This window comes from Enterobacter sp. 186315, assembly GCF_053290175.1.
The window spans coordinates 46,160-69,120 of record NZ_JBPTTK010000006.1 but is presented as its reverse complement, the minus strand read 5'-3'; the positions used below and the strand labels follow the sequence as shown (position 1 = coordinate 69,120).

The following is a 22,961-nucleotide window of genomic DNA, read 5'->3' as shown; positions in this document are numbered from 1 at the left end:
ATTCAATCCCATAGCTGGACGGTCTGCGCGGTGGCCGCTGTCGGGAGATCCGGCAGCTCCACCTGCAGCCCGTGCGGTAAAAAAGGGCCATGTTCAGCCAGCCCCGGATTGGCCCGTAATACTTGCTCCGTGACACCTTGCGTGCGCCCGTAATGACGCCAGCACAACGCGTCCACCGTGTCATACTGGTGCGCACGCACTTTCATCAGATAAGCTCCACCGTGCAGTGCGGCGCATCCTGCACCCGGCTGATGGCCCAGCGCGCATCCCGCCACAGGTCCCCGCTGGCCTCCGCCAGCTCTTCCCCACGTTTCACGCCGGACGCCGTGGCGTCATAGTCCTGATAACGCTCATTGAGCACAGCGCGCGCCCAGCAATAGACAGCGTTGTGGTAGTGCTGGATGCGTTCGTTTTTGTCGTCGAGCACGTCCGCAGGCACCTCGGCCAGTACCTGAAACCCCAGCATTCGCTGGCGGTTGCGGAAGTCGAACAGCTCGGCGTTCACTTCGGAGATAGCGGTCAGCAGCACCTGCTTTAAGCGCGGCTGCGTAACCGTGCCATCAGTGCGCATCACGCTGCGAAACTTCGACACATCCACATCCGGCCAGAACGGCGTATTTTTTATGACCTCCGCCTGTTCCGGTGCCGGTTCGGGCGCAACAAACTTCATGCGGTCTTCTCCTGAATAAGTGGGCGGTGGACGGGATTTTGATGAGGCAGTGCCTGTCGCCATCCCGTGCCGCCCGTGCGCGGGGCACGTTCCGTCAGCGGTCGTTGCGCAGTCTGCGTTCCAGCCGCTCTTTGTCTTTCTTCACGCCGCAGCGGGAATCCAGCTGGAGCGCATGAGTGAGGTGATTGAGGGCCGATGCCGGATGGTTCTCGCTCAGCACCGCGCCGATGGCTTTATGCAGACGCGCCCGTGACTGGTCCGGCATATCCTGCCCTGTGGTCAGGTCCAGCGTCTGCAGCAGCAGGTCGGCGTCGAAAGGAGCCGCCGCCAGCATCGCGCTTTGCGCCGCATCGGCCATTTCCTCGGCCAGCACGGTCTGCACGTTGCGGTTGCCGAGCGGCATCACCCAGCCATGGCGCAGAGCATGTCGTCCTATTTCCAGCGCACCGGCATAGTCACCGGCGTCGATACGCCACAGCATCACGTACATCAGGACGTCATCCTGCTGCGCGCCTCCGGCCGCCAGCACGCCGTCCACCCAGGCGGAATATTTCGGCAGCAGCTCCACCTTGATTTGCGCCTTTTTCACCGTGGACTGGATGCCCTTAAGGCGGCGGCGATCTTCTGCCAACTGGAGCAGCATCAGGTCATAGCCCGAGGCATGGCGAACACTGCCGCCTTCGCGGGCGGCCTGTTCAGCCTGAATGCGCAGGCGGTGCTGCCGTGCGGGACTCAGGCTCATGCGTTACTCCCCGGCGTCCGGTGCAGTTGACGCGCTGAAATCACCGATTTCGATGTTCTCCACCAGGGCCGCGCAGCGGTAGTCCTCCACCACGTAGGCCTCGTTGACGGACTCGAAGTTTTCGATGCGGTCACGTTTCGGGTTGTCGATAACCGAGCGGCGGCGAGTCTCTTCCTGCCAGTAAATGGACAGGTTATCCAGGCGGGTGATCAGCACGGCGTTTGCCGGGAAGTACGGCGCGCGCACGGCCTGCAGGCCACCCATGCGTTTCTGGCTGATGATCAGATCGGCGGCGATTTTCTCGCTGTTCTCCTGCTCCTTATTGACCAGCGGGAAATACTTGTCGGATAACAGCTCACGCCCGCAGACCACAACCAGCTCGTCATCATCCTGGAAAATCGGATCGATAAGCTCGTTGACCGCATCCATCACCAGCGCGTCGAGATTGGCATACAGACCGCCCTTGCCCACTTTCACCGGTTCGATGGTTACGGTGCCGTCGTCTGCCGTTTTAATGCCCAGCACGTTGTCCGGCGCGTCTTCGCGGATTTTCTGCAGCCAGCCTTTGTTCACGTCCTGCAGCAGCACGTTCTCGCCACGGTTGGACGTTTTGGCGCGCTTCACGCCGTTGAAGCCGATCATGATGCGGTCCAGCGCCTGGCGCTTGACGATGGCGTTGCGGATACGCACCTGGAAGTCCTGGAACTTCGCCCACAGATCCAGCTTCGCGTAGGTCAGCACCGTGTCAAAGTTGGTCTGCTCGCACTTGTATTCCACGTCCGCCATCAGGGTTGGATCGGTGGGTTCGCGCTCTTTGGTGGTGGTATCGGTGGTGCCTGCAATGGTGCTGCCGACGCCCAGCCCCAGCAGCTGGCCGGACTGTTCGGCCACGCCCATCACGTTGATCAGCGTCAGAAACGCGGTGGACTGCTGAATTTCGTCTTCCAGCGTCTGGGATACCGACGGTTCGACGGTGAACTTACTGGCAAGCTCGGTCACGGCCACACCGTTCAGGCGCGCCAGCTGCTGCAGGTAGGCATTAAAGGCAAAGCGAGTTTTCTGTTTCATGTGTTGGTTTGCTCCTCAGCAATTGGTCACGGTGCCTGCCGGGGCGTCACCGCCCGGAGCACGCTGGCGGTAATCCTTGCGGCTGTCTTCGCGGTTGAGCCTTTGCTCCAGTTCGGCAAAGGCGGCCTGCTGCTCCTGCAGGGAAGATTCCAGCGCGGACAGACGTTCGCCATTTTCAGAAAGGGATTTCGCGGTGCGCTCGCTCAGGTTCTGCTGCTCGGTGGCGACCAGTTCCACGGCCTGATGCACGTCGGAAAATCGTGCGTCGTCGGTCTGCTCTTTTTTGGTGAACAGCGCGGTAACGCGGGCAAACAGGGAGGGTTTGTCGTCCTGGATTTCTTCCAGTTCGATCAGCGTTTCTTCGGCGGCAGAAAACAGGTTGTCCGGTTTCTGCTTACGGTTCGCCAGCGGGTTATGGGCGGCGCTGGCGCTGAAGGCCAGCATCTCTGTACCGAGACTCGCCGGATCGTCCGTCGCAGCCAAGCCGACAAGATAGGCTTTGCCGGTATCGGCAAATTTCGGGCTGACTTCCATTGAGGTGAACAGCTTCTGGCCCTTTTTGACCAGTTCGACCAGGGAGGTGGTTGGCTCCACGTCAGCGTAAAGCGCCATCTTGCCCGCAAGCGGACCGTCCTTGATTTCTTCGGCAACCAGCGCCGTCACCTGGCCGTAGCGGTTAAAGGCGCTGTCCGGGGAATAGGATTTGATGTGCTCAAGGTTAATCAGCGCGGTATAGACCGTCGGGTTGTAGCTGGCTGCCATCTGTTCCAGCCATTCACGCTGGATTTCGCGTCCGTCGGTGGTGGCACCTTCCACCCCGATGCGGAAACGCTTTGCTTTCACTGTCATGAGCTGTGCTCCGTTAGAAAACTGTCTGGAGCCTTATGGTTGCGGGGATGGGGGGAGTGAGACAACGCGCGGCGCTTGTGCCTTTCGCCATACAAAACGAAGCCGGAGAAAGAGGTCAGTCAAGGCCGTAGGCTTGTGCCATGGATATGACACTGACCCCCGCAGACCTCGATCCCCGTCGGCAGGCCATGCTGCTGTACTTTCAGGGATACCGCGTAGCCCGCATTGCTGAAATGCTGGGCGAGAAAGTTGCAACCGTTCACAGCTGGAAGAAGCGCGACAAATGGGGCGAGTACGGGCCGCTGGATCAGATGCAGCTCACCACCGCCGCGCGCTACTGCCAGCTCATCATGAAGGAGCAGAAAGAAGGGAAAGACTTCAAGGAGATTGACCTGCTGGCGCGCCAGTCCGAGCGCCACGCCCGGATCGGCAAATTCAACGACGGCGGCAACGAAGCCGACCTCAATCCCAACGTGGCGAACCGCAACAAAGGCCCGCGCAAGCAACCGGAAAAGAACCTGTTCACCGACGAGCAGATCGAGAAGCTGCAGGCAGTATTCCACGACTCAATGTTTGCCTACCAGCGCCACTGGTGGGAGGCAGGCAACCGGCACCGCATCCGCAACCTGCTCAAGTCTCGCCAGATTGGGGCGACCTTTTTCTTTGCCCGTGAGGCGCTTATTGACGCCATCACCACCGGGCGCAACCAGATTTTCCTCTCCGCCAGCAAGGCGCAGGCGCACGTCTTCAAGCAGTACATCATCGACTTTGCTAAAGAGGTCGATGTGGAGCTGAAAGGCGACCCGATGACGCTCAGCAACGGCGCGTGCCTGTACTTCCTCGGTACCAACGCCCGCACGGCTCAGAGCTACCACGGCAACCTGTACCTGGATGAATACTTCTGGATACCGAAATTCCAGGAGCTGCGCAAGGTGGCATCCGGGATGGCCATTCACAAAAAATGGCGGCAGACCTACTTCTCCACGCCGTCGAGCCTGACGCACAGTGCGTATCCGTTCTGGTCCGGTGCGCTGTTTAACCGGGGCCGCGCGAAAGCGGACAAGGTGGATATCGACCTGACTCACGGCAGCCTGGCCCCCGGCCTGCTGTGTCCGGACGGGCAGTATCGCCAGATTGTCACCGTGGAAGATGCGGTGCGCGGCGGGTGTAACCTGTTCGACATCGACCAGCTGCGCATGGAGTACAGCCCGGACGAGTACCAGAACCTGCTGATGTGCGAGTTTATCGACGATCTGGCGTCCGTGTTTCCGCTCAGCGAGCTGCAGGCGTGCATGGTGGACAGCTGGGAAGTCTGGTCAGATTTTCACGCGCTGGCGTTGCGTCCGTTTGGCTGGCGCGAAGTGTGGATCGGCTACGACCCTGCGAAGGGCACCCAGAACGGTGACAGCGCGGGCTGCGTGGTCATGGCTCCGCCAACGGTGCCGGGAGGCAAGTTCCGCATTCTGGAGCGTCACCAGTGGCGCGGCATGGACTTCCGCGCCCAGGCCGACGCCATCAAAAAGCTGACGCAGCAGTACAACGTGACCTATATCGGCATCGACTCCACCGGCGTCGGCCACGGTGTGTATGAGAATGTGAAGGCGTTCTTCCCTGCCGTTCGCGAGTTCGTTTACAACCCCAACGTCAAAAACGCCCTAGTGCTCAAGGCGTACGACATTATCAGCCACCGCCGCCTGGAGTTCGACGCCGGGCACACCGACATCGCGCAGTCCTTTATGGCAATCCGCCGCACCACCACCGCCAGCGGCAACCGCCCAACCTACGAAGCCAGCCGCAGTGAAGAAGCCAGCCATGCCGATCTGGCGTGGGCGACGATGCACGCGCTGTTTAACGAACCGCTGCAGGGCGAATCCGCCAATACCAGCAATATTGTGGAGATTTTTTGATGGGCAAGAGCAAGAAAAACCGTGCCGCAGCCGCGCAAAGCGTTCAGCACAGCGGCGCGACAAGAGCAGAAGCCTTCAGCTTTGGCGACCCGATCCCAGTACTGGACCGCCGCGAGCTGCTGGATTACGTGGAATGCGTGCAGATGGACCGCTGGTATGAGCCGCCGGTCAGTTTTGACGGACTCGCGCGCACCTACCGCGCCGCCGTACACCACAGCTCGCCGATTGCCGTGAAGCGCAACATTCTGACCAGCACCTTTATCCCGCATCCACTGCTGAGCCAGCAGGCGTTCAGCCGTTTTGTGCAGGACTATCTTGTGTTTGGTAACGCCTATCTGGAGAAACGCACCAACCGGCTCGGCGGCATTCTTTCACTGGAGCCATCGCTGGCGAAATACACCCGTCGCGGTGTGGATCTGGATACTTACTGGTTTGTGCAGTACGGCATGACCACGCAGCCGTATGAATTCACCAGAGGCAGTATCTTTCACCTGATGGAACCGGATCTTAACCAGGAAATTTACGGCCTGCCGGAATACCTTTCCGCTATCCCTTCCGCCCTGCTGAACGAATCCGCCACCCTGTTCCGCCGTAAGTATTATATCAACGGCAGCCATGCGGGATTCATCATGTACATGACCGACGCCGCGCAGAACCAGGAGGACGTGAACAACATCCGCCAAGCTATGAAAAGCGCTAAAGGGCCGGGGAACTTCCGCAACCTGTTTATGTATTCGCCGAACGGCAAAAAGGACGGGATTCAGATCATTCCGCTGTCAGAGGTCGCGGCTAAAGATGAGTTTCTGAATATCAAGAACGTGAGCCGGGACGACATGATGGCGGCTCACCGCGTTCCACCGCAGATGATGGGAATTATGCCGAGCAATGTTGGGGGGTTTGGGGATGTGGAGAAGGCGAGCTGCGTCTTCGTAAGAAATGAACTGATGCCATTGCAGAAGCGACTGCAGGAACTGAATAACTGGTTGAAGGAGGATGTAGTGAATTTTACATCCTACGATTTAAAGTAAAAACATAAACAATAATGATTTGTTACTTCAACCACTGGGCATAATCAAAAGGGGCTATTTCTTTAAGAGCCGTGATAGCTATTGCTTGCCCTACACCTGTCAAATTAACGCCACCTATTTGCGGGGCGTTAATTTTATTAAGAAAGCGTAATATTGCAGGAGAAATAAATCCCAGTTTCTTCTTAGCTTCGCCAGCATTACTTGCACCAAAATAAGCATATTTTTGGAGATAACCCTCAACAGTCTCACGGCCCATAAAATCATTATAAATCCATGCACCTGTATAGCTAACATGCCTTAAATTTGCAGCCGATAAATCAAAATCACTACCTAAATAATGTTCAAGCTTGGTATGGAAAGACTCTAATGTATAAATAGCCTCACCCATAGTCGTTGTTATATGGACATCATTCAAGACAAAAATCGCACAAATCAAAGAGACCTGAGACTTAGTGAGTTTAGGAACAACACTAACAGCTTCAGTTAGTATAATTTCTGCCAAATCTGAGTTACCGCCAGACACTTTTTCTACAATTAATTTTGATAACAAATCCGGATGTGCTTTTTTACCCTTTCTTGCTGCAGAAATTAATGCATCATTTAACAATGCCTGAATATCCGGATCCTTAAACTTGTCTATAATAATTTTTTCTGAGTTCTTGTGAAGATCGCTAATCACAAGCGCTTCCAACTCTCTTCGATTGCTAATTGCTTGCTCTTTTGCAATCTCCTGAATTCTAGGGAACTGATTTTGAAAAAGTACGTCAAAAAGCTGAACCACGTCAGCTGCTGACAACCCAGTGGTGATTTGAATATTGCCACCTGCCTGTAATGCGAACGAACCATTACTTACAGATTGGTTAGCATCTTTACCGATAATTCCCATTTTATTCTTTCTCCTTTCCAGTAGAGATAGTGACATTACCTCCAGCCTGTATTCCACATGAGTTTTGTGAAACTTTTTGTTTCAGAGAATTAACATTTAATTTATCTGAAACAAACAATCCCAATAACATGATCAATGCGGTAATGACTGCTATTCCTGAGTCGAAACCAGGCTTAAACCAAAACCAGCCACCTGAAGCAATTAGTAAGATTAGAGCTAGTATTTTAATCAAAAATTTCATATGGGTATGCTCCATTTTATTCTTTTTATATCTAAGGTTAATTGCTTGTGCAACTACAACTTTGTCTATTTGCGCGCGCTCGTATCCCCGCCACGCCTGCCCGCTTTGTGTAGTGGTTTTCATGCAGGTGCATGACAGGCCGGAAAGCGCGCCAGTTCTGGCGGCCCCGACCCGTTGCGATCCTTTTTGGATCATGCGAATCCATGCACCATAGACATGCACTGCGTTCTCAAACCGCAGGATGCCATATGGGAGGGAGTTTCCCATGGTGCGGAATCACTAATGCGTACTCTCATCCTGCCCTACTCCATATTTATTCAGCCTGGTAACCAGATCGCTTGTCAGCTCCGACAGCCACGAAATCGCAACCTCCTTGTCGTCATCGCTACAATCTGAGCTGGCAACCAGCCGGGCCATAAGTTCTATCCGCTGCAGTGCAAGTGACTCCATGAACAAATCGTTCACAACTCCCTCCCAATATTACTGTTTATATATACAGTACATCATATGATTTTAAAGCTGAAATAGTTTTTTACTCAGCTAACTCTTTGATTAATAGATATGCCATTTCTCTGAGCCGTCAGTACCACTGACGCCATTTGTCATCCTCCTGTAGGCGCTGGTTCCGGTAGAACAGGCGCAGCCCGGCTCCAGATGGCAGGCTGCCGCCACGCAGAAGCAGATCCACTTCCGTTTCGCTGGCGTCAAAACCTCTGGACAGCAACTCCGCATTGAGCTGCAGGCGCTGGTGATCCGTAATCTCCTGTTTGTACCCTTTCCGGCGCTTCGGTTTGACCAGCCGCAACCTCGCGGTCAGCTCGCGCAGCTCTTTTTTGCTCATGTTCTCGAAATCAGGCAGCGCGGCAGACTCTTCACTGCCCGGTAATTCGCCCCCTTTCTGGTAAGTTTTTTCAACAGGGGGACAGTTATTGCCACGAGTCCAAGTGGCGCTTGCCCCCTGGTCGGCTGTCGCCTCCTGAACATCAACGGCCTTACGAACCATTTTCCACTTCATCGCGTGCGTGCAGATCCTGCCCTCAACTATCGGGGACCAGATGCCATAGATACGGATGCCGTGATCGCCGTAGGTGCCCGGCTCGTCGTTAAGCTCGTAGGCCGTTCTGATAAGGTGATTTTTGCGGGGAACTAACACGCCGCCCTGCTTCATGATGTAGGTAGCAAAACAGCCCACATCAGCGGCAGCCAGTACCGCATCAAGTCGCGGATTTTCCAGCACCGGTGCACCGGCTTTTTTATCGCCCTGCGCTCTCGCGGCCTGCCCGGCCAGCAGTCGCAACTCGCGATAAGCCTGACGTCCTGGAATACCGAAGAAACGGAACTGCTGGACACGGTGCAGGGATGCCCAGGCGCTGACATGCTCAGCGCTGTCGCGCAGTGATTTGCCGGTTTCTTTGCTGATCTCTTTCGCCAGGCCGCGCCCGTCGATGTTCTTGCTGATATATTTGGCGATGTAGCTGGTCGGAGTGCCTTTACGCGGATTGATAAGCTCAGATTTGAAGCGCGGGCCGGTGTTGTTGCCCAGCTCGGCGCGATCTTCGCGAATGGCGAATTTACGCAGCAGCGCAGTGAGTGTGCGGCGGTCTTTCTTGCGCATGAAGCACAGCAGATGCCAGTGCACGGTGCCGTCGTGGTGCGGCTCAGCAACACGCACGCCATACCAGCGCAGCCCGGCTTTGTGCATGGCCTTGCGGAATGCGGCGAAAGTATCAACCAGATAATCACTGCTCTGCCGGACCGTTTCGCTGGTCCACTTCGGATTAGGTCTGCCGTTGTTGAGCGTGGCGTGGAAGCGTGACGGGCAGGTGATGGTATAGAACACAGCGCAGTCGACGCGCATTTCCGCGATCAGCTCCAGCCCTTTCACACAGGCCATCATTTCATTGCGCCGGTGCGCCGGGTTGCTGCTGCTGGCGTTCACCACGTCTTCCATATCCAGCGTGTCACCGTCGGCATTCACCAGCTCGTGCGACTGGAAAAACTCCAGCGATTTGCGCCGCTGCTCGCGTTTGTGGATCACGGCTTCATAGCTGACATACGGGGACGCTTTCTTGTTGACCAGGCAAACAGCACGCAGCTGTTCCTCCCGCCACTCGCAACGCGTCTGCCACAGCTTGCGATACCACCAGTCGGCACACAGCATTCGCGCCAGCGAACCCGGAATAAGGTCATAGGGCACTGGCTTGCGACGGCGTTTCTTGCGGCGCAGCTGTTCAAAGGCAGGCGGAATGACATCAAGACGCATGGCCTCTGCTGCTACCTTTTCCCATGAATGGCGGATTTGCTCAGGCTTGACGTTATCAGTCACAAACAGATCGCTGCAGGCCGCATCGAGGCACATGCTCATGTGTGCCGCAACCAGCGTAGACAGGCGTTTTACCTGGTCCTGACTCATTTCAGTCAGAACCAGCAGCCCCTCCAGACCGTCATGGCTTGCCATGAACCGGAAGGAAGCAGACACCTGGCTGTCACGCACACGCGCCAGACGCTCTAGGCATGGTCTGATAGTTTCGCGCAGATAACGGGAATAAGCCTTTGCCCGGCCCAGGCCATGAAAGTATTTAATGCGTTCCAGCAATGGCTTGCTGATGTGGGACGGTTCAGCGCTGACGTCAGCGATAATCACCAGATCGGGATTAACACGCTGCTGCTCACGAGCCATTTTTGCCCGGCTGATGAGATTATCCTGCTCCATTTCACGCTGGACAAGATCACGAGACTCATTGAAGAAGAAACGCTCCCAGACCTGATCACTCAGCGCTTCGCGGCGCAGCTGCTCTTGCTCGTTGTCGGCAGCGTACAGAGTGATCAGGTTTGAAAGTGCTGAACCCGGCGCAACTTCTGCCGGGTCATGGTATGGGTTTATGGCTTTTCTTGCGGCATTCCAAGGAAAAGCCATACCGTAGCAATCAGACTTTGCCACGTGGCAAACCATGCTTTTTAAAGCGCTGATAGAAGGATGCGGCATGTCCATACAAAGGCACAGGCGGAACCCATTCAGAAACAGCTATGATTTCGTCTGCAGATTTCCCCTCACCTGGCTCAATACCCATGCTGCGCTTAGTGGTTATACGGTGACGGGTGAAATTATGATAAATGGAATTAATCAGCGAGCTATCGCTGTTTGATACAATAACCGGATGCCCTTCAGATGAACGACGCTCAAGAATAGAGGCTAAGTGATACTGGTCACTCTCAGTAAATCCTGCAGTATGATAAGCCGTAAAAGTACCGTCATAAGGTGGATCGCAGTACACCACATCACCCGCCTGCAGCATTGCCAATGTTTCGTCATAGCTGGCGCAGATAAACGTGGCCCGGCGGGCCTTTTCTGCAAAGGTGAGAATTTCGGCGTGAGGAAAATAAGGTTTTTTATAGTTGCCAAACGGAACATTAAATTGCCCGTTCAGATTGTACCGGCACAGCCCGCGATAACAGTGACGATTCAAATACAAAAACAGAGCAGCACGCTCCAGCGCGGTCAGAGTCGTATCGGTATTGAATCGCAAACGGTTTTGATAATAGCTTTCAGCATTATTATCCTCTCTGAAAAATACCAGTGCACATACGATTAATTCTTCAGTGTGCTGGGCAGCTTTCTTGTAAAGGTTGATTAAGTCGGCATTAATATCTGCGACAAGATATTGAGGATAGTTTGTCGCCATCATTACAGCACACGAACCCGCGAACGGTTCAACCAGGCGAGAACCGGCAGGCAGATGCTTCATTAACTCGGGCATGACAGCGGTTTTATTACCCGCCCATTTCAGAATCGTGCTCATACAGCACCTCCGTTGTAGTGCTTGCCTTTCAGTTCAGCGATTTCCTGACAGGTGATGCAGCACTGCACGCCGGGAATAGCGCGGCGGCGAGCTGGTGGGATCGGTGCGTCGCAGTCAATGCAGAGAACACGGGAAACGCCTGGCACTTTGGCGCGGGCGTTGTGGATGTGGCGCTGGAGGTCTTCTTCCACGCGCTGCTGCACAAGGTCCATTGAATCAGCCATCAGTGGATCTCCTGTGCTTCGTTCTGGATGGTTTCGGCAGCGTTACGCAGCAGCTCTGCCGCTTCGGTGCCACTGAGTTTGCCGCGAGTGATATGCACCGCCAGTTTTTCAAGATGAGCAGCAAATACATCAGCGCGGCCCCGGCGTTCCTCCATGCGCGCTTCAGTCAACATCAGGTGAAGCCCGGCATCATCGGGTCCGGTGTTGGTTGTTCGGGTTTCAATATTTCGCATTGTGTTTCTCCTGAATTTGGGCAAAAGAATGCCCGGCGGGTTTACGCCATTAATTTCTGGTTTGGTTTAATTCGGCATGGTTAGCCGTTTGGGAAATAAGCTCACCACTGCACGAAAATGGTTCATTACTTTAATCAGCTCCCGCTTTTCGTCAGTCGTCAGCTCACTAACATTGACGCTATGACGTTCCGCCGGAATTTTTGCCATAAAGAATATTGCGGCTAGTGCGCGTTTATTCTGCTCATGATTGATATCCCGTTGGTCCCGCATATCGCTAATAAAGCGCTCTAGTTCTGAATCAATATTTAAGCCAAACACTTTCGCCCTTAATTCCGCGATGTGGTTTAACCCATTAAGGCGGAGGCCAGCGCTTAGCGGAACAGTCGCACTATCACCTTCAATAGCCATCACCGAACTCCAAACCATTCGACCTTTTTCTCTGGTATGCTTTCCCCCGCAAAAACTGATAGCCTTGGGGATGTACTAATGTTGAGTCAGATTGAAAAGGAACGTATCGAACAACTTGAAAACGAGACTGCGGAACTTCGCGATGAACTCGCGGCGCAGCAGATCTTGATTTCGGGACTACTTCATAGTCTCTTCCGAAGTGACTCATCAAATCGGGAAGCATTCTTTACCATCCTCAGCGAGGAGCTAAACAAACTGCGTTTCGACTTTGTTAAACATCAAGAATTCAGTCATAAAATCCAGCAGATGATTGACCGCTATCGTTAAGAGTACTGGCGATAAATTTCGAGTGGTGATGTGTTTTTTCGCATCACTTCTTTCACCTGCTCACCCCGGAAGAAAGTTCCATCCTTCAGCGTGAAGAAGTAACTCCCATCTCCCGAAATCGATGGATAGCAGCAGACCAGCTCATCCTCATGAATTGAGTAATTTTCCCCTTTGTAACGAAACTGATAAAACACACCAATCGAACAATTCGCCATTTGCTGCCCTCCGTTTTTGCTGCGGACAGCTCAGCCAACAGGGCATCCTGCGAGTGGCATGGATGCCAGCGTTTACCATCCATTCCAGTTATCCAGCCGTGACCGTAATGCGGGGCCGGGCTTTGCTTAACGAGCAGTGATGCGAATGAAGGTTCGTTATTCAGCATAAACACCTCAGCTCAGCCCAAAAGAAGAGCCAAGACCCGTCACAGTATCGACGACACTTGCCATTGCAGGGTTGGCCTGTAAACGCGCCTGCAACGAAATAGCAGTTAAAGCCATCAGACGGGTAACAGAATTGACGCTTTCAACAACCTGGCGACGGGTGGTTGCGTTCAGTTGAACACCTGAAACTGCACTTGCAGCGACGCGGCCGATCTCGGCGGTGGCTTTCAGGACGTACTGAGGAATTTTCTCTCGTGCGACTTCATTGGTCGGTACGCATGGCAAGCAATGGATCTGCGCAAGAAAACCATCAACTAGCGTTGAGTCTTCGGTGAGATCGGTGAGTAGCCATATGTCTGGTGCTGTGAGCTGGTGTGGTTGTTCAGGGTTAAGCTTATTTCGCAAGGTTTGAACATTCATACCTGCGCGTTCGGCCAGCTTCGCCATGTTGTGACGTAGAGCAAAAGCCCGGCAGGCTTCATCAAAGTGTTTTTGTTTGGAAACTTTATAATCAAACATAGTTTTCATCTCCGAACTTATCGCAAAATCGAACCTTAAACATGACAGAGATAAACAAACTTTTCTTAAGCCGATAGTGCATCTACAGTCAGAGCAGCCATGTTAATCATGACCTTTTCGCGCTTTTTATCTTTACGGAGACGATGGCGCGGAAGGCGACCATCAGCCAACATGTCATTGATCGTATCGACTGGAAGGCCTGTAAGTTCGCTATAGCGCTCAATTGTGACGTGCGGTGTATTCAGAGTGATTGAAATGTTTGGGGTCATGGTGCAACATTCCTTCTTTAGTTCGGCTTGTGGCGAGCCGTTGTTTATCGTGATTAGTTGTGAAGGCTCCAAAAGAAGACTTCGAGTTCAACTTTAAGATCGCTTTTGGAATCTTTCAATGCAATTTAGATTGTTTTGGAGGTCTTTTGGATTTCAATAGCGGCGGAAAGAAAGTTATCGAGCGTTTAGTTGAAGCCTATGGCTTTTCTACGCGCCAAGCACTCTGTGATCACTTGGGCGTATCTAAAAGCACCATGGCGACACGTTATATGCGTGACATCTTTCCTGCAGACTGGGTACTTCAATGTGCTATGGAAACCCACACACCACTAAAATGGCTTGCCTTTGGAGAAGGGTTTAAGGGTGAAAAAGAATCAGTTCACTCACTGAAAATACCAATAATGCATCTTGAAAAGGGCAAATTAATCGACAATGGATTTTGTGTCTTTGATAAAGAACTTTTATCCAAAGATACGAAGTCGCCTTGCTTAATTGTTATTAATGAATGTCTTACTCATGTTTGTGAAATGGATTTTAACTCTATCCAAGATGGTGAGTGGATAATTGATATTGACGGAGACTTAACTTTGCGAATGATTACTAGAACCCCAGGTAATAAAATTCAAGTAAAAAATAAGCAAGTTGTTTTCGAATGCAATATAAATGAAGTAAAATTTCACTCAAAAGTAGTTTTGACACTCAATAAAAAATAGAGGGATGCATGTCTAATATTGATGTATTACAAAATGAAAACGTTGATGACAATATAGAAGTCATTCTCGAAGAACAGGATGATTCGTATTCGAATGACGATCTCTATAATATAAATTCATGGGGGGCAGATCTTTCCTTTAGAGAGCTAATCACCATGTATGAAGAAAATGAACTCCAAAAACCTGAACTCCAGAGAAATTATGTCTGGGATAAAGTTGAGGCAAGCCGATTCATTGATTCACTTCTCTTAGGACTACCAGTACCAAGTATTTTCCTAGCTAATACCTCTGATGAAAATAAACTAATTATAGATGGTTTCCAGAGGATTATGACCGTATACGATTTTGTAACAGGCATATGGTCTAAAGATGGGAGAGTTTTCAAACTTTCAGACAGCAAAAAAATTAATTCGCAATGGAGAGGAAAAGCGTTTTCAGAACTATCTATTTCAGAAAAAAAGAAAATACGCGCCACTACAATTCACGCAATAATTTTTGAGCAAACAAGTCCATCAAGCGATGATACAAGCCTTTATCAGATATTCGAGAGAATTAATACAGGTGGTCGTTCATTGATGGCACAGGAAATAAGAAATTGTGTATATCAAGGTTCATTGAACTCATTGTTGATTGACTTAAATAACAATCTTGAATGGAGAGAATTATTTGGTCTCACCAAGCCAGACGCCCGCATGAGAGATATGGAATTTATCTTGCGCGGTCTCGCACTTAATTCAAACAAGATAAAAAACCATGAAGCCGGAAATATTTCCTTAAAAAAATTACTTAATGAATTCATGGGTTCCAGAATAAACAACAATCCGGACACAATTGATTTTATAAAGCATGATTTTGAGGATACTATTGAATTCATCTATGAAAATATAGGTGGAGAAGCATTCTTTAATATAATTTCTTCGGATCCCTCTAGAGTTCGCCGACGTTTCTACCCAACAATTTTTGATGCAATCTATGTAGCTACTTCTATCGCGCTGAAATCTGGCGAAGATTTTAATGTTGATGATCTAGAAGAAAGAAGGCTTGCTTTGCTACAGAATCCAATATTCCGGGGACATATTACCTCCGGTACAATGCAAATAGAAAATATACACGGCAGAATTTCCATGGTACTGGAGTCACTTTATGGCCTTGAATATCGTTAATTCAGCCGCTAAAACTAGCATATTGAGCTGTCTGCAAGAACTCGAGCGTATCGAGGGTATTATTGATTTGTTAGGTGGCACGTCTAATCCCGTTCCGTTTTTAACACGCTATTCAATAATAAAAGCTTGCGGCACCATTGAATATTCATTTAAAACTATCATCAGTGATCATAGATATACCGAACATAGTGAACAAGTTCAAAGGTTTATTGATGAGAAATTTAGAAATAGTTCAATGAACCCAAACTACAATAATATTTGTAAAGCACTTGGGTCATTTGATGAAGAGTGGAGTAAAAAGTTCAAAAGTAAAGTTAACGGCGATGTAGATAAAGAAAGGTTGCAGGACTCGTTAAAATCTTTAAATACTGCACGTAATGACTTCGCTCATGGAAAAAGCCCAACAACTTCCTTTAAAAATGTCTACGATTATTTTATTGATTGTATAGTTATAATGGAAATGATGGAGTCTTCCATTCTGGAATTGGAGGCGCAATCAGTTACTGGCGCTGCTACAACAGGTGTGAATGGTAATATGGTGACTCAACAAGTTGTGATTGATGCTATGCAAGTTGGGGCAGCTAATGCTTCGGATAGTCAAAGCACTGCATTGTGAAATATTTTTTTTCGTCATAATCATACATTGACCACTGTTCAAACATACAGTTAAATTTAGCCCTCAGACATGAGGGCTTTTTTATGGCAGTACGAAAACTCCCCACTGGGAAATGGATTTGTGAATGCTACCCTGCAGGGCGCAGCGGGCGACGTGTCCGTAAGCAGTTCTCCACCAAAGGTGAAGCATTGGCTTTTGAGCGTCACATAATGGATGAGGCAGAGACTAAGCCCTGGCTGGGTGAATCGGTAGACCGTCGCACTCTGAAAGACGTCGTGGAACTTTGGTTCAAACTGCACGGCAAATCCCTGACCGCTGGCGAGCATGTTTACGACAAGTTGGTTCTAATGGTTGATGCACTCGGAAACCCTCTCGCTACTGATCTCAGCTCGAAATTGTTCGCGCATTACCGTGACAAACGCCTGACGGGTGAAATCTATTTCAGTGAGAAGTGGAAGAAAGGTGCCAGCCCGGTAACTATCAATCTTGAACAAAGCTATCTTAGTGGAGTCTTTAGTGAATTGGCTCGGCTGGGCGAATGGACTGCGCCGAACCCACTGGAGAATATGCGCAAGTTCACCATTGCAGAAAAGGAAATGGCCTGGCTCACACATGAGCAAATCACCGAACTTTTGTACGACTGTAACCTGCAAAGCTCCCTACTCGCTCTGGTTGTTAAAATCTGCCTGAGCACCGGTGCACGCTGGCGCGAAGCTGTGAACCTCACACGTTCCCAGGTCACAAAGTATCGAATCACGTTTGTCAGAACCAAAGGCAAGAAGAACCGCAGTATTCCAATCAACAAAGAGCTGTACGAGGAAATCATTGCCCTGGATGGCTTCAAGTTCTTTACTGACTGCTACTTCCAGTTTTTATCCGTGATGGAGAAAACCTCTATAGTACTTCCACGCGGACAGCTTACCCACGTCCTGCGCCATACATTTGCAGCACACTTTATGATGTCCGGCGGGAACATCCTTGCACTCCAGAAAATTCTGGGCCATCACGACATAAAAATGACCATGCGCTATGCCCACCTGGCACCTGATCACCTAGAAACGGCCCTACGCTTCAATCCCCTGGCAACCATGGATCAGCTACCAATTAACGCGACTCACGTGCGCACCTGATAGTTGGGGAGTAATATCAGGACGGTCTTGATTATGAGGGAAATATGATTATGAATGAGTTACAGAAACAGGGTTTAGAGCTTCGTACTAATGCTAAAGAATTGGCGCTTGCTGTTCTGGCAAAGCATCCTGATGGGCAAAAAAATGGCAAAGGAATTAAACAATCTGAAGTATTCAAACTTTGTGGCTTCGATTGGGGAGCAAAACCGAAGGCTACTAGCTCGAATCAGCAATATTGGGTTGTAGCGTTGTTACGTGAACTTGAAGAAGATGGATTAGTCGAACAGCTCAAAGAGAGTGGCCCTTGGCGTTTAAGGTAAGTAACTATGAGCCAAGTGGCGACAAAGTGGCGGCAGCGGTTGGCATTGCCCCATAATCGCCACACCTTACCACTAACCTAACTTATTGATTATATTGTAAGTCATTGTTTTCACTAACCCGTTTACATAAATGGGTTTTTTGTTGCCCTAAATCCCTATGTCGGCAAGCTAAGGCTAACGACCATCAAAACCAAACAGCTACCGATGGACACAGGGTTCTCCTTTCCAGACAAGCGGACAGGAAACGGTTTAAGATATCTTGATATATTCCTTTTTTGACTTAATTTTGAATTAACATTTACGCCATCAATAGCCATTTCATATAAACCATTTAGAACAAATTACTGAAACAAAATTAGACTTTCGTTGATCAAAACAGTGTGTTCCTGCCAATGAGACTGAATACAATACTCCAGCAAGGATGATAAACCATCACATCCAATAGCTTAGAGTATAGTCTTTTACGTTGTAACGCTAATATACGAAAAATATACTCAATCGTTTAAATCCATAAAACAAAAGGTTAAGTAATGGAATTTTTACTCATTGTAATATTATTATTGGCCATTTCAGCACCAATCCTGGCTTTATATTTTATTACAAAAACCAAACACTTCAAAGCAGAACTCGAGGAGCTAAATAAACGTTACATCGACCTTTCCAAACAGTTATCTGAACGTCAAGAGGAATTGACGAAAAATATCAACCTCTACTCAGACCTTGAAGAAAGAGCATCTTCTCTATGGCAATATGAAAAATTACATAGAGCAGTGTTAGATGCTGAGATAAAAATAAAAAATGCTGATGCAATAGCCAGGGAGAAAATCAACGATGCTCAAATTGAAGCATCTGATGCTATTTTAAAAGCCAACAATCAAGCTCGATTAACGATAAGCAATGCTAATGAAGAAGCAAAATCACTAACTAAAGATGCGCGTGATATCCGTTTAAAATCAAAAGAGCGTTTAGATGCTGCTGAAATTAAAGCTAATGAACTCGTTTCCAACGCAAATGATAATGCAATGAGAATTATCGAGAATGCACAAGTTCGCGCGAAAGAGATTGCAGGTTCAGCCTATGAGGCTAAGGAATTAGCAGAAACTTATCAGGCAGTAGTTAACTCCATGAAAAATAAAATTAATGGTTACGGCGATGAATGGATAGTGCCGAACCGAAGCGTTCTGGATGAACTAGCAGAGAACTATGAGTTTACCGATGCAGGTAAAGAGCTTCTTAAAGCAAGGGAACTGACCAAATCTCTGATCAAAATGAGCAAAGCAGCTACCTGCGACTACGTTGAAACGAACAGGCGTAATACTGCTATCAACTTTGTCTTGGATGCATTTAATGGGAAAGTTGACAGTATCCTTTCAAAAATAAAACACAATAATTTTGGTAAACTTTCACAAGAGATTAAAGATGCTTTCCAATTAGTAAACCATAATGGTTCTGCATTCAGATCCGCTAAAATCTCCGATATCTATCTCCAGGCACGGCTTAACGAACTCAAATGGGGCGTTGCGGTAAATGAAATTATGCTTGAAGAAAAAGAAGAGCAGCGACGTATTAAAGAGCAATTACGAGAAGAAGAGAGAGCACGCCGAGAATATGAGAAAGCAATAAAAGAAGCTGAAAAAGAAGAGAAGACTATTCAACTCGCTATTGATAAGGCAACAAAAGAATTAATGCTTGCAGGCGAAGAACAACGCCTCGCTCTTGAGAAGAAATTAGCTGAGCTACAAGCCAAGTATGATGAAGCCGAAGCTAAAAATCAGCGAGCTATTTCAATGGCACAACAAACTCGCTCAGGTCATGTTTATATTATTAGCAACATTGGTTCCTTTGGAGAAAATGTATATAAAATTGGTATGACTCGTCGACTTGAGCCATTAGACCGCGTCCGTGAACTTAGCGACGCAAGCGTGCCTTTCTCATTTGATGTACATGCAATGATCTATAGTGATGATGCCCCCTCCTTAGAAAAACACTTGCACAAAGTATTTAATGATAAGCAGCTGAACAAAGTTAATTCACGTAAAGAGTTCTTTAATGTTGGCATTAAGGACATTAAATCTACTATCGAAGATATGAGCATCAGTGCACACTGGACTATACATGCAGTTGCTAAAGAGTATAGAGAATCGTTAGCCATTGAAAATGAAAGAAAAATCCAAAAAGTTGAAAACAAAGAATTGATTGTCGCTTAAGATAAAAGTCTTTTCCAATATCTACATACAACTTTTTGCATTTTTAACTGAAGCAGTCACGGAGAATTGCACCCTAAAGGTTGGACCTCCAACTAATTAAGGTGCATTTTTATATTTACAATCAGCTAGATAGACGTTTTTACTACCAGACATGGCGGTATGTCCCATACTCTTTCACCCTATCCTCTGAAAAATGTAAACACATCCTGGACCTCAGAAACTAAACCACCATCATTTATGGATATAGATCCACAATGGGCGATCCCCCTCTAAAGGCCACCCTCGCCCGCAATCCGCCCCACTATCCCCCGAATCTCCTCGCGCGATAGCGGCTGTCTGTCTGTCACAAAATGCAGCGTCATCCCTTCGATAAACGCGTCCAGCGCGCGGGCGGTGACCGGGTCAAACCACTGCTCCAGCGTGTCCTGGCTCATCTTCATCCAGTCCTGCATGACGGTTTTTAGCGCCGCGCTGCGGTTCATAAAGGCGTACAGCTGATACATCAGCTCCATATTGTGCGGCGTGGTGACTTCCGAACTGTGAATCAGCGTAGTGATGGCGTCGCAGGCCATCTCCGGGCCGGTCACGCCTGCGAAAAAGTCGCGGTACTGCTGCGACATCTGCTGCGTAAACCAGGTGAACGCCTCTTCAAGGAGCGGCTCTTTGCCGTCGAAATAGTAGGTCATCGAGCCTAACGGCACCCCGGCGCAGCTGGCGATTTTGCGGTGCGTGACGGCATGAATACCATGCTCGGCAATCATGTCCAGCGTGGCCTGGAGGATCTTCTCCCGGCGATGGGGGTCGTTCGGTGGTCTGCTCATAAAATCCTCACGTCGTTTGTGTACAAATGTACACAAAGTTGCTAGTGTTGTCGCTATTGTTGTACTTCTGGTGCTTATCCCAATGACGCTGACATCCCCCCGTAAAGCCCTGCAACTGCGTATGTGGGCGCTCTTTATGTTCTTCTTTATTCCCGGGCTGCTGATGGCCTCGTGGGCCACGCGCACGCCCGCTATACGCGATATTTTGTCGGTCTCTACCGCCGAAATGGGCATCGTGCTGTTTGGCCTGTCGATAGGCTCCATGAGCGGCATTCTCTGCTCCGCGTGGCTGGTCAAACGCTTTGGCACGCGGGCGGTGATCCGCACCACCATGTGCTGCGCGGTGTTGGGAATGATGGTGCTGAGCGTGGCCTTGTGGTTTGCCTCCCCGATTCTGTTTGCCCTCGGGTTAACGGTGTTTGGCGGAAGCTTTGGGGCCGCCGAAGTGGCGATCAACGTGGAAGGCGCAGCGGTCGAGCGCGAGATGAACAAAACCGTGCTGCCGATGATGCACGGGTTTTACAGCCTCGGCACGCTGGCGGGCGCCGGCGTGGGGATGGCGCTGACGGCGTTTGGTATCGCCGCTAACCTGCATATTTTACTGGCAGCGCTGGTCTGCATTTTACCTATTCTCACGGGCATCAGGGCTATCCCGGACGGCACCGGGAAGAACTCCGGCGAGGAGCAGAAATCCGCTGAAAAAGGGCTGCCGTTTTACCGCGATATGCAGCTTATGCTGATTGGCGTGGTGGTGCTGGCGATGGCATTTGCAGAGGGGTCCGCCAACGACTGGCTGCCGCTGCTGATGGTGGACGGTCACGGCTTTAGCCCGACCTCCGGCTCGCTGATTTACGCCGGGTTTACGCTCGGTATGACCGTCGGGCGCTTTACCGGCGGCTGGTTTATCGACCGCTACAGCCGCGTGGCGGTGGTTCGCGCCAGCGCCCTGCTGGGCGGCCTCGGCATCGCGATGATTATCTTTGTGGACGTCGACTGGATAGCCGGGGTCTCGGTCATTCTGTGGGGACTGGGCGCATCGCTCGGCTTCCCGTTAACGATTTCCGCCGCCAGCGATACCGGCCCGGATGCGCCGACGCGCGTTAGCGTTGTCGCCACCACCGGCTATCTCGCCTTCCTCGTCGGCCCGCCGCTGCTTGGCTTCCTGGGCGAGCACTACGGGCTGCGCAGCGCGATGCTGGTGGTATTAGGACTGGTAATTATTGCGGCGCTGGTGGCGCGCGCGGTGGCAAAACCAGAAACAGATCAAACGACACTGGAGAAGGGATATGAGCGTTAAACTGATTGCAGTCGACATGGATGGCACCTTCCTGAGCGACCTGAAAACTTACAACCGCGACCGTTTTCTGGCGCAGTACGCGCGCATGAAAGAACAAGGGATTCGCTTTGTGGTCGCCAGCGGGAACCAATATTACCAGCTGATCTCCTTCTTCCCGGAAATCGCTCACGAAATAGCCTTCGTCGCCGAAAACGGCGGCTGGGTGGTCAACGCCGGAGAAGACGTGTTTAACGGTGAGCTGACCAAAGCGCATTTCGTGACCGTCGCCGCCCTGCTACGCGAGGTGCCGGGCATCGAGATTATCGCCTGCGGTAAAAGCAGCGCGTACACGCTCAAGGCATACGACGATACGTTCAAAGCCATAGCCGCACGCTATTACCATCGCCTTGAGATGGTGGATGATTTCGACAATCTGAACGATATCTTCTTTAAGTTTGGCCTTAACGTGTCGGATGCAGAAATCCCGCGCATTCAGGCGCTGCTCCATGAACAACTGGGCGATATCATGGTGCCCGTCACCACGGGTCACGGCAGCATCGACCTGATTATTCCGGGCGTACACAAAGCCAACGGGCTGCGGATTTTGCAGGAGCGCTGGGGGATTGAGGATCGCGAAGTGGTGGCCTTTGGCGACAGCGGAAACGACGTCGAAATGCTGCGCCAGTCCGGGTTTAGCTTTGCGATGGCCAATGCCCGACCGCACATCAAAGCCGTGGCGCGCTTTGAAGCGCCGCATAATAACGAAGAAGGTGTGCTGGACGTGATTGAGATGGTATTGAACCGGGAAGCGCCGTTTAATTAATGTAGTCACCCATGGGCACGAAACAATTCCCTCGCCCCTTCGGGGAGAGGGTTAGGGTGAGGGGAACATACGGCTCTGGTGGTCATTCCGTTCACCTAACGTTCCTTGCTTCTCTGTCACCACAATACTTGTGAACGTGCCAGGGCGACTCAGTCGCCATCGCCCTGGCGACCCCGGGCTCCCGGCAAGAAAATCGTCGCTTCGCGATTCCCTCAGCTTATTCCTTCCGGCTTTCGGGTCGGGCACGATGCAGCGTCCCTGCAAAGCGCGCCCTCTCGGCGCATCCCTGCGCCTCGCCCCGGCCTACAGGAAACGCTTCGGCGATTTTCAGCCGGACGTTG

26 protein-coding genes and 1 pseudogene are annotated in these 22,961 nt (G+C 50.6%); 11 read left to right on the top strand and 16 right to left on the bottom strand.

Annotation, left to right across the window (positions count from 1 at the left end; translation table 11 throughout):
• Nucleotides 1-2 precede the first annotated feature (2 nt).
• From ACSVHP_RS08950 to ACSVHP_RS08930, 5 genes are all read right to left on the bottom strand, one after another.
• Nucleotides 3-206 carry a tail protein X gene (locus ACSVHP_RS08950; RefSeq protein WP_447551702.1) on the bottom strand — a complete coding sequence of 68 codons (204 nt, stop codon included), beginning with the start codon at nt 204-206 and terminating at the stop codon, nt 3-5.
• Entirely contained in the window at nt 206-670 is a 465-nt protein-coding gene (locus ACSVHP_RS08945) for a head completion/stabilization protein (protein ID WP_447551701.1), read from the bottom strand. Before ACSVHP_RS08945 ends, ACSVHP_RS08950 begins: the two co-directional genes overlap by 1 nt.
• 94 nt (nt 671-764) lie before the next feature.
• Nucleotides 765-1,412: a phage terminase small subunit gene (gene gpM / locus ACSVHP_RS08940; RefSeq protein WP_447551700.1), complete on the bottom strand. Its 648-nt coding sequence runs from the start codon at nt 1,410-1,412 to the stop codon at nt 765-767.
• 3 nt (nt 1,413-1,415) lie between these two features.
• The gene (locus ACSVHP_RS08935) at nt 1,416-2,480 is read right to left on the bottom strand and encodes a phage major capsid protein, P2 family (RefSeq protein WP_447551699.1); all 1,065 of its coding nucleotides are present in this window, start codon (nt 2,478-2,480) and stop codon (nt 1,416-1,418) included.
• Between the two features lie 15 nt (nt 2,481-2,495).
• Nucleotides 2,496-3,329: a GPO family capsid scaffolding protein gene (locus ACSVHP_RS08930; RefSeq protein WP_251999870.1), complete on the bottom strand. Its 834-nt coding sequence runs from the start codon at nt 3,327-3,329 to the stop codon at nt 2,496-2,498.
• 140 nt (nt 3,330-3,469) lie between these two features.
• Between ACSVHP_RS08930 and ACSVHP_RS08925 the strand changes: the two genes are divergently transcribed.
• Nucleotides 3,470-5,236, top strand: a complete 1,767-nt coding sequence (locus ACSVHP_RS08925; protein WP_447551698.1) for a terminase ATPase subunit family protein — start codon at nt 3,470-3,472, stop codon at nt 5,234-5,236.
• On the top strand, nt 5,236-6,264 hold the full coding sequence (locus tag ACSVHP_RS08920; protein WP_447551697.1) for a phage portal protein: 1,029 nt from the start codon (nt 5,236-5,238) through the stop codon (nt 6,262-6,264). The genes ACSVHP_RS08925 and ACSVHP_RS08920 overlap by 1 nt, the downstream gene beginning before the upstream one ends.
• A gap of 22 nt (nt 6,265-6,286) precedes the next feature.
• Here the strand turns inward: ACSVHP_RS08920 and ACSVHP_RS08915 are convergent, their stop codons facing one another.
• From ACSVHP_RS08915 to ACSVHP_RS08885, 7 genes are all read right to left on the bottom strand, one after another.
• Nucleotides 6,287-7,150, bottom strand: a complete 864-nt coding sequence (locus ACSVHP_RS08915) for an LPO_1073/Vpar_1526 family protein (protein ID WP_447551696.1) — start codon at nt 7,148-7,150, stop codon at nt 6,287-6,289.
• Between the two features lies 1 nt (nt 7,151).
• Complete coding sequence (locus ACSVHP_RS08910; protein WP_447551695.1) at nt 7,152-7,586, bottom strand: hypothetical protein; 435 nt, start codon at nt 7,584-7,586, stop codon at nt 7,152-7,154.
• A gap of 385 nt (nt 7,587-7,971) precedes the next feature.
• A complete protein-coding gene (locus tag ACSVHP_RS08905) occupies nt 7,972-10,308 on the bottom strand; it encodes a replication endonuclease (protein WP_447551694.1) in 2,337 nt (778 codons plus the stop codon).
• Between the two features lie 10 nt (nt 10,309-10,318).
• Nucleotides 10,319-11,191, bottom strand: coding sequence for a DNA adenine methylase (locus ACSVHP_RS08900; protein ID WP_447551693.1), 873 nt, complete (start codon nt 11,189-11,191; stop codon nt 10,319-10,321).
• The gene (locus tag ACSVHP_RS08895) at nt 11,188-11,415 is read right to left on the bottom strand and encodes a TraR/DksA family transcriptional regulator (protein WP_045355693.1); all 228 of its coding nucleotides are present in this window, start codon (nt 11,413-11,415) and stop codon (nt 11,188-11,190) included. The genes ACSVHP_RS08900 and ACSVHP_RS08895 overlap by 4 nt, the downstream gene beginning before the upstream one ends.
• On the bottom strand, nt 11,415-11,648 hold the full coding sequence (locus tag ACSVHP_RS08890) for a DUF2732 family protein (protein WP_447551692.1): 234 nt from the start codon (nt 11,646-11,648) through the stop codon (nt 11,415-11,417). Before ACSVHP_RS08890 ends, ACSVHP_RS08895 begins: the two co-directional genes overlap by 1 nt.
• 66 nt (nt 11,649-11,714) lie before the next feature.
• Nucleotides 11,715-12,056 (bottom strand): DUF5347 domain-containing protein, encoded by a 342-nt coding sequence (locus ACSVHP_RS08885; RefSeq protein ID WP_447551691.1) that lies wholly within the window; start codon nt 12,054-12,056, stop codon nt 11,715-11,717.
• Nucleotides 12,057-12,134: 78 nt separating this feature from the next.
• Between ACSVHP_RS08885 and ACSVHP_RS08880 the strand changes: the two genes are divergently transcribed.
• Nucleotides 12,135-12,383 carry a hypothetical protein gene (locus ACSVHP_RS08880; protein ID WP_393947977.1) on the top strand — a complete coding sequence of 83 codons (249 nt, stop codon included), beginning with the start codon at nt 12,135-12,137 and terminating at the stop codon, nt 12,381-12,383.
• A gap of 196 nt (nt 12,384-12,579) precedes the next feature.
• Here ACSVHP_RS08880 and ACSVHP_RS08875 read toward each other — a convergent pair.
• From ACSVHP_RS08875 to ACSVHP_RS08865, 3 genes and pseudogenes are all read right to left on the bottom strand, one after another.
• Nucleotides 12,580-12,765, bottom strand: a pseudogene (locus ACSVHP_RS08875) (phage filamentation protein Fil family protein); the annotation flags it as partial.
• A 7-nt stretch (nt 12,766-12,772) separates the two neighbouring features.
• On the bottom strand, nt 12,773-13,282 hold the full coding sequence (locus tag ACSVHP_RS08870) for a phage regulatory CII family protein (RefSeq protein ID WP_447551690.1): 510 nt from the start codon (nt 13,280-13,282) through the stop codon (nt 12,773-12,775).
• Between the two features lie 65 nt (nt 13,283-13,347).
• Entirely contained in the window at nt 13,348-13,551 is a 204-nt protein-coding gene (locus ACSVHP_RS08865) for a hypothetical protein (RefSeq protein WP_045355697.1), read from the bottom strand.
• A 59-nt stretch (nt 13,552-13,610) separates the two neighbouring features.
• Between ACSVHP_RS08865 and ACSVHP_RS08860 the strand changes: the two genes are divergently transcribed.
• The 6 genes from ACSVHP_RS08860 to ACSVHP_RS08835 all read left to right on the top strand — a co-directional run bounded on the left by ACSVHP_RS08860 (nt 13,611) and on the right by ACSVHP_RS08835 (nt 19,700).
• A complete protein-coding gene (locus ACSVHP_RS08860) occupies nt 13,611-14,264 on the top strand; it encodes a phage repressor protein CI (protein ID WP_447551689.1) in 654 nt (217 codons plus the stop codon).
• A gap of 8 nt (nt 14,265-14,272) precedes the next feature.
• Nucleotides 14,273-15,427 (top strand): DUF262 domain-containing protein, encoded by a 1,155-nt coding sequence (locus ACSVHP_RS08855; RefSeq protein WP_447551688.1) that lies wholly within the window; start codon nt 14,273-14,275, stop codon nt 15,425-15,427.
• Nucleotides 15,408-16,043: a HEPN domain-containing protein gene (locus ACSVHP_RS08850; RefSeq protein ID WP_447551687.1), complete on the top strand. Its 636-nt coding sequence runs from the start codon at nt 15,408-15,410 to the stop codon at nt 16,041-16,043. Before ACSVHP_RS08855 ends, ACSVHP_RS08850 begins: the two co-directional genes overlap by 20 nt.
• A gap of 83 nt (nt 16,044-16,126) precedes the next feature.
• A complete protein-coding gene (locus tag ACSVHP_RS08845) occupies nt 16,127-17,173 on the top strand; it encodes a phage integrase (RefSeq protein WP_447551686.1) in 1,047 nt (348 codons plus the stop codon).
• 50 nt (nt 17,174-17,223) lie between these two features.
• Entirely contained in the window at nt 17,224-17,493 is a 270-nt protein-coding gene (locus ACSVHP_RS08840) for a hypothetical protein (protein WP_447551685.1), read from the top strand.
• A gap of 530 nt (nt 17,494-18,023) precedes the next feature.
• A complete protein-coding gene (locus tag ACSVHP_RS08835) occupies nt 18,024-19,700 on the top strand; it encodes a DUF4041 domain-containing protein (protein WP_447551684.1) in 1,677 nt (558 codons plus the stop codon).
• A gap of 269 nt (nt 19,701-19,969) precedes the next feature.
• On the opposite strand, the gene ACSVHP_RS08830 is transcribed toward ACSVHP_RS08835, so the two are convergent.
• Nucleotides 19,970-20,521, bottom strand: a complete 552-nt coding sequence (locus ACSVHP_RS08830) for a TetR/AcrR family transcriptional regulator (RefSeq protein ID WP_447551683.1) — start codon at nt 20,519-20,521, stop codon at nt 19,970-19,972.
• A gap of 82 nt (nt 20,522-20,603) precedes the next feature.
• Here ACSVHP_RS08830 and ACSVHP_RS08825 point away from each other — a divergent pair, with 82 nt between their 5' ends.
• Together ACSVHP_RS08825 and ACSVHP_RS08820 are read left to right on the top strand one after the other, a co-directional pair.
• Nucleotides 20,604-21,818 carry an MFS transporter gene (locus ACSVHP_RS08825; protein WP_447551682.1) on the top strand — a complete coding sequence of 405 codons (1,215 nt, stop codon included), beginning with the start codon at nt 20,604-20,606 and terminating at the stop codon, nt 21,816-21,818.
• On the top strand, nt 21,808-22,620 hold the full coding sequence (locus tag ACSVHP_RS08820; RefSeq protein WP_447551681.1) for a Cof-type HAD-IIB family hydrolase: 813 nt from the start codon (nt 21,808-21,810) through the stop codon (nt 22,618-22,620). Before ACSVHP_RS08825 ends, ACSVHP_RS08820 begins: the two co-directional genes overlap by 11 nt.
• The last annotated feature ends 341 nt before the right edge of the window (nt 22,621-22,961 follow it).